This is a genomic window from Natronoarchaeum mannanilyticum (assembly GCF_039522665.1).
Classification (GTDB): Archaea; Halobacteriota; Halobacteria; order Halobacteriales; family Natronoarchaeaceae; genus Natronoarchaeum; species Natronoarchaeum mannanilyticum.
In genome coordinates, this window is record NZ_BAAADV010000001.1 from 903,665 (window position 1) to 920,113 (window position 16,449).

At 67.0% G+C, this 16,449-nt stretch carries 12 protein-coding genes; 9 read left to right on the forward strand and 3 right to left on the reverse strand.

Annotated elements, in window-relative coordinates:
* Window positions 1-45 precede the first annotated feature (45 nt).
* A complete protein-coding gene (locus tag ABDZ81_RS04795; protein WP_343772736.1) occupies window positions 46-1,878 on the forward strand; it encodes a S9 family peptidase in 1,833 nt (610 codons plus the stop codon).
* A 51-nt stretch (window positions 1,879-1,929) separates the two neighbouring features.
* On the opposite strand, the gene ABDZ81_RS04800 is transcribed toward ABDZ81_RS04795, so the two are convergent.
* On the reverse strand, window positions 1,930-2,748 hold the full coding sequence (locus tag ABDZ81_RS04800) for an SDR family NAD(P)-dependent oxidoreductase (RefSeq protein ID WP_343772737.1): 819 nt from the start codon (window positions 2,746-2,748) through the stop codon (window positions 1,930-1,932).
* A 188-nt stretch (window positions 2,749-2,936) separates the two neighbouring features.
* Here ABDZ81_RS04800 and gfo6 point away from each other — a divergent pair, with 188 nt between their 5' ends.
* From gfo6 to pepF, 3 genes are all read left to right on the forward strand, one after another.
* Window positions 2,937-4,010, forward strand: a complete 1,074-nt coding sequence (gfo6, locus tag ABDZ81_RS04805; protein WP_343772738.1) for a D-xylose 1-dehydrogenase Gfo6 — start codon at window positions 2,937-2,939, stop codon at window positions 4,008-4,010.
* Between the two features lie 3 nt (window positions 4,011-4,013).
* Entirely contained in the window at window positions 4,014-4,820 is an 807-nt protein-coding gene (gene truA / locus ABDZ81_RS04810) for a tRNA pseudouridine(38-40) synthase TruA (protein ID WP_343772739.1), read from the forward strand.
* A gap of 90 nt (window positions 4,821-4,910) precedes the next feature.
* Window positions 4,911-6,701: an oligoendopeptidase F gene (pepF, locus tag ABDZ81_RS04815; protein WP_343772740.1), complete on the forward strand. Its 1,791-nt coding sequence runs from the start codon at window positions 4,911-4,913 to the stop codon at window positions 6,699-6,701.
* 33 nt (window positions 6,702-6,734) lie between these two features.
* Here pepF and ABDZ81_RS04820 read toward each other — a convergent pair whose 3' ends face one another.
* On the reverse strand, window positions 6,735-7,811 hold the full coding sequence (locus ABDZ81_RS04820) for a TrmB family transcriptional regulator (RefSeq protein WP_343772741.1): 1,077 nt from the start codon (window positions 7,809-7,811) through the stop codon (window positions 6,735-6,737).
* Between the two features lie 201 nt (window positions 7,812-8,012).
* Here ABDZ81_RS04820 and ABDZ81_RS04825 point away from each other — a divergent pair, with 201 nt between their 5' ends.
* Entirely contained in the window at window positions 8,013-10,043 is a 2,031-nt protein-coding gene (locus ABDZ81_RS04825) for a DUF7997 domain-containing protein (RefSeq protein WP_343772742.1), read from the forward strand.
* 196 nt (window positions 10,044-10,239) lie between these two features.
* Here the strand turns inward: ABDZ81_RS04825 and ABDZ81_RS04830 are convergent, their stop codons facing one another.
* Window positions 10,240-11,382, reverse strand: a complete 1,143-nt coding sequence (locus ABDZ81_RS04830; RefSeq protein ID WP_343772743.1) for an ABC transporter ATP-binding protein — start codon at window positions 11,380-11,382, stop codon at window positions 10,240-10,242.
* Between the two features lie 443 nt (window positions 11,383-11,825).
* Between ABDZ81_RS04830 and ABDZ81_RS04835 the strand changes: the two genes are divergently transcribed.
* The 4 genes from ABDZ81_RS04835 to pan2 all read left to right on the forward strand — a co-directional run bounded on the left by ABDZ81_RS04835 (window position 11,826) and on the right by pan2 (window position 16,401).
* Window positions 11,826-13,058, forward strand: coding sequence for an extracellular solute-binding protein (locus ABDZ81_RS04835; RefSeq protein WP_343772744.1), 1,233 nt, complete (start codon window positions 11,826-11,828; stop codon window positions 13,056-13,058).
* A gap of 21 nt (window positions 13,059-13,079) precedes the next feature.
* Complete coding sequence (locus ABDZ81_RS04840) at window positions 13,080-14,045, forward strand: carbohydrate ABC transporter permease (protein WP_343772745.1); 966 nt, start codon at window positions 13,080-13,082, stop codon at window positions 14,043-14,045.
* Entirely contained in the window at window positions 14,042-15,073 is a 1,032-nt protein-coding gene (locus tag ABDZ81_RS04845) for a sugar ABC transporter permease (protein WP_343772747.1), read from the forward strand. Before ABDZ81_RS04840 ends, ABDZ81_RS04845 begins: the two co-directional genes overlap by 4 nt.
* 89 nt (window positions 15,074-15,162) lie before the next feature.
* On the forward strand, window positions 15,163-16,401 hold the full coding sequence (gene pan2, locus ABDZ81_RS04850; protein ID WP_343772748.1) for a proteasome-activating nucleotidase Pan2: 1,239 nt from the start codon (window positions 15,163-15,165) through the stop codon (window positions 16,399-16,401).
* Window positions 16,402-16,449 lie beyond the last annotated feature (48 nt).

Genomic DNA, 16,449 nt, shown 5'->3' on the forward strand with positions numbered 1-16,449 from the left:
GCCACGCGCCGGAAGCTACTCGGATACGGCGGTGCTGGATCCGGTATGACCTACTCGATCGAGCGGTACCTCAACGTCCGCAGCGCCTACGGCTCCTCGTTCGGTCCCGAGGGCGACCGGCTGGCATTCCTGATGGACACCACCGGCGTCCCGCAGGTGTGGACGCTCGACGGGCCGCGGCGCTGGCCGACCCAGCGCACCTTCGCCGACGAGCGCGTCACCTTCGCGGACTGGTCGCCCGAGCGCAGCGAGTTGGCGTTCGGGATGGACGAGGGCGGCAACGAGCGCCAGCAGCTCTTTCTCCTGGACGCCGAAACGGGTGAGATCGACAACGTGACCGGAATGCCCGACGCCAAGCACCGCTGGGGCGGCTGGTCGAGTGACGGCGAGCGCTTCGCGTTCGCCTCCAATCGCCGCGACGAGGCCGTCTTCGACGTGTACGTCCAGCGCCGGGACGAGCGCGGCGACGAGGCCAAACTCGTCCACGAGGGCTCGGGCTGGCTCTCGGTCGCCGGCTGGAGCCCCGACGACGACCGGCTGCTCGTCCACGAGGCTCGCGCGAGCTTCGACCACGACCTGCACGTGCTCGACCTCGATTCGGGCGAGATGGAGCACGTCACGCCCCACGACGGCGACGTGCGCTACAGCGGCGCCGAGTGGGGCCCCGACGGCGAGGCGGTCTATCTGGTGACCGACGAGGGGGCCGACACCCTCTATCTCGCTCGTCTCGATCTCGCATCGAACGCGCTCGAAACCGTCGAGGAGGGCGGCGACTGGAACGTCGACGGCGTCGCGCTCGACGCCGACAGCGGGCGACTGGTCTACTCGCGCAACGTCGAGGGCTACACCGAGATCACGGCCGGCGAACTCGTCGGCCCGACCGAAATCGAGGAAGTTCCGGCGCCGGATCTCCCCGAGGGAACCGCGGGCGGCGTCGACTTCGCGCCCGGCGGCGACCGGTACGCGATCACCGCCAGCGGGCGCGGGACGAACGCGAACGTCCACGTCGTCGAGTTCGAGACCGGCGAGATCGAGCGCTGGACCGACGCGCCGACGGCGGGCATTCCCCGGGAGACGTTCCGGGCGCCCGATCTCGTGCGCTTCGAGAGTTTCGACGGGCTCGAGGTGCCGGCGTATCTCTCGCTGCCGGGGGACGCCGCAGACGGGCCTGACGCCGACGACGAATCGACGGACGGCGACGTGCCCGTGATCGTCGACATCCACGGCGGTCCCGAGAGCCAGCGCCGGCCGTCCTTCAGCTCGGTCAAGCAGTACTTCCTCGATCGGGGGTACGCCGTCTTCGAGCCGAACGTCCGCGGGTCGTCGGGCTACGGGCGGGAGTACACCCACCTCGACGACGTCCGCAAGCGGATGGATTCGGTGAAGGATATCAGGGCGGGCGTCGAGTGGCTTCACGACCACCCGGCGGTCGATCCCGATCGGATCGCCGTCATGGGCGGCTCCTACGGTGGGTTCATGACGCTGGCGTGCCTGACCGAGTACCCCGACCTCTGGGCGGCCGGCGTCGACGTCGTCGGCATCGCCAACTTCGTCACGTTCCTGGAGAACACCGGCGAGTGGCGACGCGAACTGCGGGAAGCCGAGTACGGTTCGCTCGCGGAGGACCGCGAGTTCCTGGAGTCGATCAGTCCGATCAACAACGTCGAGAAGATCGCCGCACCGTTGTTCGTGCTCCACGGCGCAAACGATCCCCGCGTGCCCGTCGGCGAGGCCGAGCAGATCGCGGAGCGGGCCGGCGAGCAGGGCGTCCCGACGCGCAAGCTGATCTTCGAGGACGAGGGCCACGGGTTCACCAAGTTGGAGAACAAGATCGAGGCGTACTCCGCGATCGCGGCGTTCCTCGACGAGCACGTCTGAGACGCAGAAAAGCGCGACCGGGCGGCGGCGTCGAGCCGCCCCGAGACGGGCTCACTCCCGCCGGTAGTCGGGCAGCGCGTCGTCCTGCAGCACCGCCGTCCGGCCGCCGTCGACGACCAGCGAGGTGCCGGTGACGAACGCGGCGTCGTCGCTCGCGAGGAACGTCACGGCGCCGGCAATGTCCTCGGGGCGGCCCAGTCGTCCGAGCGGGTGGCTCGCCTTCGCGCGCTCGTGGGTCTCCTCGTCGAGGCCCTCGGTGGTGCGCTCGATCTCGGTCCAGCCCGGCGCGACCGAGTTCACCCGGATCTCCGGGCCCAGGTCGAGCGCCATCGCGCGGGTCATCCCCTCGACGGCCGGCTTGACGGCGTTGTACGGAAACATCCCCGGCGTCGTCGCGAACGCGTGGTTCGAGGAGACGTTGACGACGGCGCCCTCCTCCATGTGCTCGGCGGCCCGTTTCACGCAGAGCCAGTACGCCCGGAGATCGGTCTCGACGACGAGGTTCCAGTCCTCCATCGTCGCCTCCTCGACGCCGGTGTAGGTCTCGACGCCGGCGTTGTTCACCACCACGTCGAGCGCGCCGTACTCCTCGGCGGCGGCGTCGATCAGCGCCGCGACGGCGTCGGGGTCGCGCAGGTCGACTTCGACGAACGTCGCTTCGCCATCGTCCTCGCGGATCGACGCCGCGACCGACTCGCCGTCCCCGACGGTGCGCCCGGAGACGACGACCGAGGCGCCCTCGGCGGCGAACCGCCGGGCGATCGTCTCGCCGAGGCCGCGCGTCGAGCCGGTGACGACGACGACGTCGCCCGCGAATCGGTCGGGACACGGCGTCTCGGACGGCGCCGGCGCGACGCGCTCGTCGGTCACGGCGCTCCCTCCGGGGTGTCGGTCGGCTTCTGCACGTCGTCCGGTTCTGACAGTGTGGCAACTCGTCGCACGGTCGACTAGTGTGCGGTACCGCCCTTCCCTCCTTCGGCGACCGGTCGTCCGCCGGCGTCGCGAAACGCGCTTCCGGTGCGTCAACGTTTATTCCCGGGGCGCTCCCAGTTCGAGCCATGCAACAGTGGCTCGACGAGTACGAGGAGCGGGACTGGCAGACGGTCGACGACGGGACGGTCAGATACGCGCTGATCGGCCTGGGCTGGTGGACGAAAGACGTCGCGATCCCGGCGATCGAGCGATCGGACCTGGGCGAGGTGAGCGTGCTGGTCAGCAGCTCGACCGAGAAGGCCGAGCGCATCGCCGACGAGAACGGCGTCGAGCGCGGGATCAGCTACGACGAGTACCACGAGGGCGCCGCGAGCGACGCCTACGACGCGGTGTACATCGGGACGCCGAACGCCTACCACCTCGAGTACGCCGAGACGGCCGCCGACCTCGGGAAGGCGGTGCTGTGCGAGAAGCCGATGGAGGCGACCGTCGAGCGCGCCGAGGCGATGGTCGAGGCCTGCGAGGACGCCGACGTGCCGCTGATGATCGCCTACCGGATGCAGACCGAGCCGGCGGTGCGCCGCGCACGCGAACTGATCGAGGAGGGGTTCATCGGCGAGCCCGCGACGGTCCAGGGCCACAACAGCCAGCGACTGCTGGAGATGATCCCCGACGAGGATCAGTGGCGCCTCGACCCCGACGTATCGGGCTACGGGACGTCGGTGATGGACCTGGGCATCTACTCGATCAACACCGCCCGCTACCTGCTCGGTCGCGACCCGGTCGCCGTCGAGTCGCGGATGTCCTCGCTCCACGACGCCTTCGAGGACGTTCCCGACGAGCGCTCCTCCTCGCTGCTCCAGCTCGAAGGCGACGTCCGGATGGTCACGACGACGAGCCAGAACGCCCAGACGGACACCCAGCTCAAGCTCACGGGGACCGAAGGGCAGATCGAACTCGATCCCGCGTTCCACGGCGACGTCGCGCTCCGGCTCACGAAGGGCGACCTCGTCGTCGACGTCGACCACCGCGAGTTCGACGCCGAGCGCGAGGTGCTGGAGCTGTTCGACTACTTCTCGGACCGCGTGCTCGGCGACGCCGAGATCGGGCCGGACGGGCGCCACGGGCTCGAAGACATGCGGATCATCCGAGCGATCCACGAGTCCGCCGAGACGGGCGAGCCGGTCGAGCTGCGGTAGGCGATGCGCGCCTACCGGATCGCCTACGACGGACAGCCGTACCGCGGCTTCCAGCGCCAGCCCGACGTTCCCACCGTCGAGGGCGAGATTCTCGACGCGCTGGACGCGCTCAGCGTGCTCGACGACCGTGAAGTTCCCGAAGGCTACGCCGCGGCCGGCCGGACCGACGCCGGCGTCTCGGCGCTGGCCCAGACGGTCGCGTTCGAGGCGCCCGACTGGCTGACGCCCGCGGCGCTCAACAGCGAGTTGCCCGCGGACGTCCGTGCGTGGGCCAGCGCGGAGGTCGACGTCGAGTTCCACGCGACCCACGACGCCGCGAGCCGGACCTACACCTACTGGCTGTACGCGGCAGACGCCGACGCGGAGCGCGCGCGTGACGCCCTCGACGCGCTCGCGGGACGCCACGACTTCCACAACCTGACGAGCGACGACGAGAACACGGTCCGAGAACTTTCGGCGTCGCTGCGCGTCGACGAACCGTTCTTCGTCCTCACGCTGCGGGCCGGCGGCTTCTGCCGACAGCTCGTTCGGCGCGTCGTCACGCTCGTCCGCGCGGTCGCCGTCGGCGACGCGTCGCTCGCGAAGATCGACCGCGTGCTCGGTGCCGACCCGATCGACGGGCCCGAGGGCGTCGGCCCGGCACCGGCCGAGCCGCTGGTGCTCGCGGACGTCGCCTACCCTGACGTGACGTTCGACCGCGACGCCGACGCGGCGGCGAGCGCCCGCCAAGTGTTCCGGGCGAAGCGGATCGAGCGGGCGGCCGGCGCACGCGTCGCGGGACGGATCGCCGAGGGCGTCGGCGAGGACTGACCGCGATCGGGCGGCGTCCCGGAACTCCGTTTTCGGCCGCACGTCGCCGGAGAAGCAAGACTTACCACCGCGACAGTCAACCGTTCGCACATGAGTTCGGTGCCCGAACGCTCCGAGATCGACGAGGAATACAAGTGGGATCTCGAGAGCATCTACGCGAGCGACGAGGACTGGGAAACGGCGTACGAGGAGACCGAAGAACGGATCGAGGAGCTGGCCAGCTACGAGGGCGAAGCGACCCGCGACGGGGAGACGCTGCTGGAGCTGTTCGAACTCTACGAGTCGGTGATGCGATCCGTCCAGCAGATCTCGGCGTACGCGCGGATGCGCCGCGACGAGGACACCCGCGACCAGGAGTACCAGGCGATGACGACGCGCGCCCAGTCGCTGGGCGCACAGGCGTCCAGCGCGGCGAGCTTCCTCGAACCCGAACTGCAGGCGCTCGATCGCGAGGAGATCGACGAGCTGATCGCGTCGACCGAGGGGCTGGAGGAGTACGGCCACTACGTCGACGACGTGATGCGGATGAAGCCCCACACCCGCTCGGCCGAGATCGAGGGGCTGCTGGCCGATCTCTCGGAGGTGACGGGCTCCCCCGGCGAGATCTACAACATCCTGACGAACGCCGACGTGGAGTTCCCGACCGTCGAAGACCCCGACGGCGAGGCCGTCGAGATCTCGCTGGCGAACTTCACGAAGCTCCAGAAGCGCCCGAACCGCGAGTTCCGCCGCGAGGTGTACGAGCAGTTCTACGACGAGTGGGGCCATATCCGCAACACGGTCGCGACGTCGTACCGCAAGAGCGTCACCGCCGACGTGAAGCTCGCCCGAGCGCGCAACTACGACACCGCCCGCGAGGCGGCGATGCACGGCCCGAACGTCCCGACGGACGTGTACGACACGCTCCTGGAGACGGTCGACGACAACCTCGACAAGCTCCACCGCCACGCGGAGCTCAAGCGGGAGGCGCTGGGCGTCGACGAGCTTCGGATGTGGGACCTGTACATGCCGATGACCGAGACCGAGAGCCCGGAGGTCCCTTACGAGGAGGCCCGCGAGCACGTCGTCGAAGCCGTCGGCGCGCTCGGCGACGACTACCGGGCCCGGGTCGACGAGGGGCTGGATTCGCGGTGGGTCGACGTCTACGAGAACCGGGGCAAGCAGTCGGGCGCGTACTCCGGCGGCACGTACGACACTCAGCCGTTCATCCTGATGAACTACCAGGACGACGTGGCGTCGATGTACACGCTAGCCCACGAGCTGGGCCACTCGCTGCACTCCCAGTACACCAGCGAGCACCAGCCCTACGTGTACAGCGACTACGAGATCTTCACCGCCGAGGTCGCCAGCACCGTCAACGAGGCGCTGCTGACCGAGCACCTCTTAGAGACCGTCGACGACCCGACGTTCCGACGCCACGTCCTCAACGAGTACCTGGAGCGGTTCCGGTCGACGCTGTACCGCCAGACGATGTTCGCCGAGTTCGAGCACCGCGCCCACGAGATCGTCGAAGAGGGCGGCGCTCTCACGCCCGACCGACTCGACGAGCTGTACCGCGAGCTCAAAGAGCGGTTCTACGAGCCGGCCGCGTTCGACGACCGGATCGACCGCGAGTGGATGCGCATCCCGCACTTCTACCGGGCGTACTACGTCTACCAGTACAGCACCGGCATCAGCGCGGCGGTGGCGCTGGCCAACGACATCCTCGCGGACGGCGATGAGTCGGCCGAGCAGTATCTGGAGTTCCTCAAGCGCGGCTCGCGGGAGTACCCGCTGGAGCTGCTCGAGGACGCCGGCGTCGACATGCGCTCGCCCGATCCGATCGAGTCGGCGCTGTCGACGTACGACGACCGACTCGACGAGATGGCCGAGCTACTCTGAGAGGGCTGCGTTCGGCGACCGCCCGGCGCGAACTTACGCGTCGGCGTCCTGCTCGTCCGGTCGCTCCAGGGTGACCTCGAACGCCTCGAAGTCCTCGACGAACGCGCCCTCGCCGCCGATGGTGAACCGGCGGTTGCCGGTGTCGATCGTGAAGGCGTTCTCGACGGGGAACGAGTTGGTCGCGGGCTTGACCAGCCCCTGCCGGACGCCGACAACCTCGCCCTCGATCGTCTCCTCGCCGTTCTCGGTCGCGACCGGCCGTCCGCGCACGGTCGCGACGACGTCCTGTCCCTGCTGCATGTGGAGCGCGACCTGCAGGACGGCGTTCCGGAAGTCCGGCGTGGACAGGGGCAGTTCGCGGGCGCGCTCGACGTGGAGCTCCTCGGCGACCGGCCAGTAGTTGCCGAGGAACGAGCCGATCAGCACCGGGACGAGCTGGCGCTGGGCCAGCGAGATGGCGTTCGAGTCGCTGTTGGACTGGGTCAGCATGTCGTTGGGCGCGATCAGGCCGAGCGAGCGATCGACCGTCAGCATCAGCGGCGCGCGCGCGTGCCACACCCTGACCGCGCTGGCGACGCCGTCGAGCTGCTCGATGGGATAGTTCTCCGCTTCGGGGCCGCTGAGCAACAGCAGGACGAGCACGCCGCGGTCGAGCGTCTCGCGCAGCGTCGGCTGGATCCGCGTCAGCAGCGACGCCGGCAGCGTCAGCGTCACTTCCTCGTCGGCGCTCTCGAGGAGCCGCTCGATGCGCTTGAGCACGGTCGGCCGGGACTTGATCACCTCGAACTGCTCGATCTCGTCGTCGGTGCTGGTGTAGCGACGTTCGAGTTCGGGCTCCATCGTCTCGATCGTCCCGTTGAGCCGCTCGATCACCTCCGACGGCGGCCGGGCCTTGATCATCGTCGGCACCGAGTGATCGTTGACCTCGACGAAGCCGCGCTCCTCTAACTCCTCGCTGATGCTGTAGACGTAGCGCTTGGAGACGTCGGCGTCGTTCGCGACTTCGCTCGCCTTGGCTTCTCCTCTGTTCAGAATCGCCAGATACGTGTCGATCTCCTTCTCCGAGAGGCCGAACTGGGACAGCAGATCGGCGAGGCCCCTTTCATCCATGATTATTGACTACATCACTCTTGCTCGCGGGCAATAATAAATGGCAAGGACCGAAGCCGCGAGGACGCGCTTGGACGAGAAGCGACGCTGACGGCGGACTAACGGCGTCCCGAGACAGTCCTACCTGCCGATCGGCGTGCAATAAACCGTGAATTAGTATTTCAACAATGTTTATATCCGACGGTCCACTGTGTCGGAACGATGAAACTGCGGACAGCGCTACGGGACTACAAAGAGCGGCGTGGCAGCGAGACGGCGTTCCCGGGGGAACGCCGTTCGACTGCCGGCATCTTCTCGGGTCTCGACGATCGCCTCGTGCACGTCGGGCCCGACGGCTCGCTCCGCGATTTCTCGTATCCTCTGACCGGGTACGGCGGCATCGAACACCTGCGCTTCGGACTGCGGGTCGACGACGAGATCCGCTGGTTCGACGAGTACGACGCAGAGCGACAGTCCTACGTCGAGGACACGGCGATCGTCGAGACCGAACGGTCCGTCGGCGATTCGACGGTCGTCCAGCGGGATCTGACGCTCGGCGACGGCCACGTCACGAACGTGCGCGTCGAGGGCGAGGCCGACGCGGTCTGCGTCTCGGCGACGTTCTCGCCGGACGACACCGGCACCCAGCTCGCGCAGCTCGACCACGGCGACGCGGTCGAGGTCTTCCACCGGCGCGAGCACGACTACTTCGCCGCGTCGACCGGCTTCGAGGAGCTCTCCGGACAAGTTCCCGAGCAGATCGACGAGGTACTGGCCGACGGCGACCCGGTCGAGTTCCCCCGGGACGTCGACGACGGCCGCTACGAGGAGAACAAGCTCGGCGGGACGGTGTACGGCGTCGCCCCGCTCGACGACGGCGCGGTAACGTTCGCGTCGCTGCTGACCGCGGTCGACGAGATCGACCGCGCCGAAGCGCTCGATCGGACGCGCTCGCTGGCGACCGACCACGACGCCGACGCGATCGCGACGGCCGGCGCGCGCCAGCTTCCCGACTGGGACACCGGCCTGTCGGGCGACGGAGGGGCGACCGACGACCTTCGCGTGCTCTCTCTGCTGTCGTGCCAGACCGGCGCGCGGATCGCCGGCCCCGACTTCGACCCGACGTACGCGTACTCGGGCGGGTACGGCTACACCTGGTTCCGCGACGACGCCGAGATCTCGCGGTTCCTGCTGGAGGCCGACGAGCGGACCGGCCTCGATCTCTCAGGGTTCCACGAGGCCAGCGCGCAGTTCTACGCCCGGACCCAGCAGCCCGACGGCACCTGGCCCCACCGCGTGTGGCCCGACGACGGCAGCCTCGCGCCGGGGTGGGCCCACGGCCGCCTCGAGGCGACCGACGGCGCCGACTATCAGGCCGACCAGACCGGCAGCGTCGCGGCGTTCCTGGCGACGTACCTCCGGGTCGGCGAACCCGAGGACCCAGCGGCGATCGAGGCGACGATCGCGGACGCGCTCGACGGGCTGGCCGCGACGACCGACGACGACGGCCTGCCCGAGACGGCCCAGAACGCCTGGGAGAACATGACCGGCCGGTTCGCCCACACGACGGCGACGTTCCTGCACGCCTACGCGGCGATCGCCCGAGCGCCCGTCGACGACGAGCTCGCTGAACGCGCCCTCGCGGGCGCGAGCGACGTCTACGAGAGCGTCGACGAGCTGTGGATGGACGATCGGGGCGCGTACGCGCTCCGGATCGAGGACGGCGAACTCGACGAGCGACTCGACTCCAGCGCGCTCGCGCTGGCCGACGCCCACCGCGAGTACGCGGCGGTCGCCGAGATCGACGACGAGCGACTCGACCGCCTGGTCAGCCACGTCGAGACGACGATCGACGGGCTGTCCCGCGATCCCGAGGACAGCGACGTCCGTGGCGTCGTCCGATTCGAGGAGGACCCCTGGCGCCGACGCGAGCAGGCCGACGAGAAGATCTGGACGGTGTCGACGGCGTGGGCGGCGAACGCCGCGACGAAGCTCGGCGCGCTGCTGGCCGAGTACGACCGCGAGGAGGCCGCCGACGCGTACGATCGGGCGGTCGAGCTGCTCGATATCATCGCGCCCGGCGGCCCGCTGTGTCTCGACAGCGGTTACCTGCCCGAGCAGATGTTCGACGACGGCACGCCCGACAGCGCGACGCCGCTCGGATGGCCCCACGCGCTCCGACTTGCGACCGACACCGAACTGCGGACCCGCGGCCCGATCGCCGACGAGGAGCCGGTCGTCGCCGACGACTGAGCCGATACCCGTTTTTTGGCGCTCGCTCGCGACAGCGCCCGCTTTTCGACTGCGGAGAGCGAGCCGACGACCTCGAACGCCGAGCGACGAGCCGACGACCTCGAACGCCGAGCGACGAGCCGGCGGCTCCGAAGAAGCGACAAAAGAATGGCAGAAGAACGGTCGTCAGATGCGTCAGTGCGACGGCGCGAGCGCGTCAGTCCGACGCTGCGGGCGCCGCGCGGGTCGCCTCGGCCGACAGCACGTCCACGCCCGTGTCCGGCGAGAACAGGTGGACGTGGTTCTCGTCGAACGTGAGCTCGATCGAATCGCCGTCCTCCGGTTCCACGTCGGCATCGACACGCGCGATGAAGTCGTCGGCGATGTCGAGGTGGAGGTAGTTGTCGCTACCGACCGGTTCGAGCACCTCGACGGTCGCCGTGAAGGACTTGTTGCTGCCCGAGCGCGTCGGGTAGACGTTCTCCGGGCGAACACCCATGGTGAACCGCTGGCCGGAGAGATCCTGCTCGAGCCCCTGAACGTACTCGGAGCTGAGGTGGTACTGGAAGCGCCCGTCGACGGACGACAACTGGACGCCGTCGTCCGTCGCGGACGCCTCGACGTCGATGAAGTTCATGCTCGGCGAGCCGATGAAGCCGCCGACGAACTCGTTGACGGGGTTCTCGTACACCTCTTTGGGCCTGCCGACCTGCTGGAGTTTGCCGTCGTTGAGGATCACGATACGGTCGCCCATCGTCATCGCCTCCTCCTGATCGTGGGTGACGTAGACGGAGGTGACGCCGAGCTTGTTCTGCAGGCGCTGGATCTCAGTGCGCATCGTCGTTCGGAGCTTGGCGTCGAGGTTCGAGAGCGGTTCGTCGAAGAGGAACACTTCGGGCTCGCGGACGATCGCCCGGCCGAGCGCGACGCGCTGTTTCTGTCCGCCCGAGAGCTCGTCCGGCTTGTCGGCGAGCAGCTCCTCGATGTCCATCATCTCGGCGGCCTGGCGGACGCGCTCGCGGCGTTCGTCTGGACCCAGGTCGGTGCTCATCCGGAGGCCGAACTCCATGTTCTCGAACACCGTCTTGTGGGGGTACAGCGCGTAGTTCTGGAACACCATCGCGATGTCGCGGTTCTTCGCGTGGACGTCCGTGACGTCCTCGTCGCCGATGTGGATCGTGCCGGACGTGGCGCGTTCGAGTCCGGCGAGCATCCGCAGGGTTGTCGTCTTCCCGCAGCCGGAGGGGCCGACGACGGTGACGAACTCCTCGTCCGCGATCTCTAGCGACAGGTCGTCGACCGCCACGATGCTCCCGGCGTCGTACTCCTTGCGCAGGTCCTGGACCGTGATACTTGCCATTATTATTTTTCGTGGTATCAAACCGTATAACTCTTGCCCAAACGAATCAAGCTGAGAGGAACGAATTCATCGTACGTGACTGCAGACGAGTGGTACCGTGGCACACGGTGGTACACAGCGGCGCAGCTGTCCCGACGCGCGGGAACATCTCGCGTGACGGTAGCTGTGAAGTGTTGCGATCGCAAGCAGTACGCGCGCGAGAGCACCATGGGTTACACGAAAATAATAAGGAGTATCGATCACACGGGTCGTAGTAGATCGTGATCACCGCGAGAGATCGCGGGGATTCTAGCATTATAGATAGTGTTATATATGACGTCTTCCAATTACTCGGATAGTTCAAGCGGGGACTCATATCAACGGTAGATCAGTTCGGCGGCGAAACGATAACCCAAACCATTAAATACACGAGGACATTATTCATCATCAATTCATCCATGCCAATGGATAGACGCAGCGTACTGAAAGGCGCGAGTGGTATTGCAGCAGCAAGCACCCTGTCGGGCTGTCTCGGCTTCCTCGGCGGCGGCGGCGGCGGCGGAAACCAGGGCGACGCGATGCTCTGGCACGCGATGACCGAGTCGGAGACGGAGACGTTCGAGGAGAGCCTCAGCATCTACAACGACGAGAACGACGCCGAGATCGTCGCCGAGGAGAACGGCGACCTCCGTAACAACGTCGAGACCACGCTCCCCACCGGCGACGGCCCCGAGATGTACCGCTGGGCGCAGGACTGGGCTGGCAACCACTACCAGCGCGACTTCCTGTACGACGCCAGCGACGACATCGACTTCAACCTCGAGGACACGTTCAGCCAAGCTGCCGTGCAGGCGATCACGGTCGGCGCCGACGACGCCGTCGTCGGGCTCCCGGTCGGCGGCGAGACAGTGACGCTGCTGTACAACAAGGACATGGTCGACTCTCCGCCCGAGACGTACGCGGAGATGGAGTCGACCATGGAGGAGTACCACGACCCGAGCAACGGACAGTACGGCCTCTCGCACCCGATCGACGCGTACTTCGTCAGCGCCTGGATGCACGCCTTCGGCGGCTACTACTTCCAGGTCAACGAGGACGGCGAGGGCGTGACCGGGCTGGACCTCGACGAGACCAAACGCGGGATGGAGTTCGTCCGCGACAGCATCTGGCCGTACGTGCCGGCCGACACCAACCCCGGCCCGCAGCAGGCGATCTTCCAGAACGGAAGCGCACCGTTCGCGGTCAACGGTCCCTGGTCCATCGCGACGTTCGAGGACAACGGCATCAACGTCGGCGTCACCTCGTTCCCGACCGTCGACGGCAACACGCCGTCGCCGTACACGGGTACCTCGATGTGGTACTTCACGACCCGCATGGCCGACGACGAGGACCGCCGCGAGTCCGCGCTGGACTACGCCAAGTGGATCTCGCAAAGCGAGGAGCGCCAGAGAGCCTACGCCGACGCTCACAGCGACGTCCCGGTGCTGAACTCGATCTCGGCCGAGGATCTCGGCGATCAGGTCGCCGGGTTCAAGGGCTCCTACGAGGGCGGGATCGCGATGCCGAACCACCCCAAGATGGGGTCGGTCTGGACGCCCACCGAGGACGCCATGAACGCAGTGCTACAGGACGACGCCGACATCGACTCCCGATTCGATGAGGCGGCCGAGACAGTCCGTAGCAACTGGGAAGAGTAACCCAGCCACCAGAAATTTTTTATGAGCCTGTCTAGCGATTCCATCGATAGATCCTGGTTAAAGGACCGCCTACCGTCCTCCGAGGACAAGGCTGGCGCGTTAGTGCTACCGGGGCTTCTCGCCTACACCGGGTTCATGCTGTTCCCGTTGTTCTACCTGTTTTTCCTGTCGTTCACTAGCGCGCAAGCTCCCGAGGACCTCATCAACAACACCTGGACGTTCATCGCCCTCGACAACTACCTCAATCTGATTCAGGAGACGCAGTTCTGGCAGTCGATGGGGATCACCTGGCTGTTCGTGTTCTGTAGCATGACGATGAAGATCGGCTTCAGCATCTTCGTCGCGCTCGTGCTCACCCACGAACGGGTCAAGGGCAAGCGCTACATGCGCGCGATCGTGATCATCCCGCTCGGTCTGCCGGGGATCTTCAAGATCACCATCTGGCGGAGCATCTTCAGCAACGCGCGATTCGGGCTGGCGAACACGCTCTACATGAACACCATGGAGACGTTGGGCCAGAGTCCGGAACCGATACAGTGGCTGGCAAACCGCTGGCTGGCGTTCGCCAGCTACGTGGTCACCGAGCTGTGGCTCGCGTACCCGTTCATGGTGATCATCATCGTGAGCGCGCTGCAGGACGTCTCCGGAGAGCTCCACGACGCGGCGAAAGTCGACGGCGCGGGCTATCTCCACCGGTTCGTCCACGTGACGCTGCCCGCGATCAAGCGGCCGGTCTGGTTCGCGTCGATCCTGACCGCGGCCGCCTCGTTCCAGCAGTTCCTGGTTCCCTACGTGTTCAACGAAGGGGGTCCAGCGAGAAACAACGAACTGATCCTCGTGTACGGATACCGCGAGGCGTTCGTCCGAACGCCACAGAACATGGCGCTGGCGTCCGCGATCATGTTTAGCGCGCTGATCTTCATCGCGATGTTCATGTGGATCAACGTCAAGAAAGGCCGTCTCGCAGACGGGGTGCAGAACGCATGAGCATGCGACAATCCATCCTTCAGAACATCCGCGACGACATCGTCCACACGCTGCGCTGGCCGATTCGCGTCGCGGAGGACGTACAGAAGACGATCATCGGCCTCCGAGAAGGTCGAGTTACGTACAGAGACGTCGCGACGACGGCCCTGGCGTCGCTCTCGGCGCTCGTGTTCGTCGTCCTGCTGATGTTCCCGGTGTACTGGGTGATCAACTCCTCGATCGCCGCCGGAACGCCCGCGGCGAACCTCTACAGTCAGGGGATCTTCGCGTCACCCGCCGAGTGGAACCTCGAATCCTACGGGTGGCTCTGGGGCGAGTCTGACTTCTTCTTCGAGGACGGATACCCCGGTGGCGGCGCCGGGTTCGGCGAGATCTGGAACGCCTTCCTCGCCTCGAATCTCGCCAACAGCCTCCGGCTCTCGATCCCGACGGTCGTGTTCTCGTTCCTGTTGATCGTCCCCGGCGCGTACACGCTGTCGCGCCACGAGTTCACTGGGCGGAAACCGCTGCTGTACGGGTACGTGATGCTGACCCAGGTCGGCGGCGGGCTCAACATCGCGGCGCTGATCGCGCTGTACGTGGTGTTCAACGCGGCTGGCCTCACCAACAGCCACCTCGCGCTCGCGATGTTCTACGCGGCCGGCGCGGTGCCGTTCAACACCTGGCTGCTGAAGACGTTCATGGACAACATCCCCGAGTCCTACACCGAGGCGGCGCTGGTCGACGGCGCCTCTCGTCGTCGGATCGTCTGGGAGGTCATCCTTCCGCTGACGAAACCCGGCCTCGCGGTGGTGCTGATCTTCACGTTCCTCGCGGGATGGAACGAGTTCATCGTCGCCCAGCTGATGCTGAGCGCCGACAGCCACCCGCTCTCGGTGGGGCTGTACTCGCTCGTCGACGAGCGCGCCACGCCGTGGTCGCAGTTCGCGGCGTACGCGCTCACCTACGCGACGCCCGTGGCGCTGATCTACTTCTTCTCCCAGCGCTACGTGGAGAGCGGCCTGTCGTTCGGCGGCATGGAAGGGTAACCCCTTCCGTCGCGGCGTTTTTCTTCGAGCGGAGAGACCTACCGGACCCAAAAGGCACTTCTTACGCCGGGGCCTACCACGGGTAACCAATGGCGCACAGTCCCTCGCTTCCTGACCGCCCCCGGCTCGAACTCGACCCCGAGATGACCGACGAGGAACGGCTGGCGGCGCTTCGGGAGCACTACGCGGACATTCTCGACGTCAACGAGGAACTCACAGAACAGCTAGACGCCGCCGATCGCCGGCGCGAGGAACTCAGGGAGAAAGCCGAGAAGCTCGAACGCCAAAACGAGGCGCTCAAAACCTCCTCCCTGTACGTCGCGACGGTCGAGGAAGTGACCGACGAGGAGGTCGTCGTCAAACAGCACGGCAACAACCAGGAGGTGCTGACCGAGGTGTCGCCGTCGCTGGCCGACGACCTGGAGGCAGGCGACCGCGTCGCGGTCAACGATTCCTTTAGCATCCAGACGACGCTCGACCAGGAGACCGACGCGCGGGCCCAGGCGATGGAGGTCGACGAGTCGCCCGACGTCACCTACGCCGACATCGGCGGCATCGACGAGCAGATCCGGGAGGTCCGGGAGGCCGTCGAGCAGCCGCTGGTCGAGCCCGAGCGCTTCGAGGAGGCCGGTATCGACCCGCCCAGCGGCGTCCTGCTGCACGGGCCGCCGGGCACCGGCAAGACGATGCTCGCGAAGGCCGTCGCCAACGAGACCGACGCGACGTTCATCAAGATGGCCGGCTCCGAGCTCGTCCGGAAGTTCATCGGCGAGGGCTCCCGGCTGGTCCGGGACCTCTTCGAGCTGGCGACCGAGCGCGAGCCGTCGATCATCTTCATCGACGAGATCGACGCGATCGCCGCCAAGCGCACCGAGTCCAAGACCTCCGGCGACGCCGAGGTCCAGCGGACGATGATGCAGCTGCTCTCGGAGATGGACGGCTTCGAGACCCGCGGCGAGGTGCGGATCATCGCGGCGACGAACCGCTTCGACATGCTCGATCGCGCGATCCTCCGGCCCGGCCGGTTCGACCGCCTCATCGAGGTGCCCGAACCGGACTTCGACGGCCGCGAGCAGATCCTGCAGATCCACACCCGCGACATGAACCTCTCGGACGATCTGGACTTCACGACGCTGGCCAGCCGGACCGAGGGCAAGAGCGGCGCCGAACTGGAGAGCCTGGCGACGGAGGCCGGGATGTTCGCCATCCGCGAGGGCCGCACCGAGGTTCGGATGCAGGACTTCGAGGAGGCCATGGAGAAACTCGAAGAGGACGACGAAGCCGGCGATCAGATCGCCTCGGCCGGCTACGCCGACTACGCGTACTGACGACGGCGTTCGTCCGCGCTGACGGGGCTGCTCGCCACTTTTCTCGCC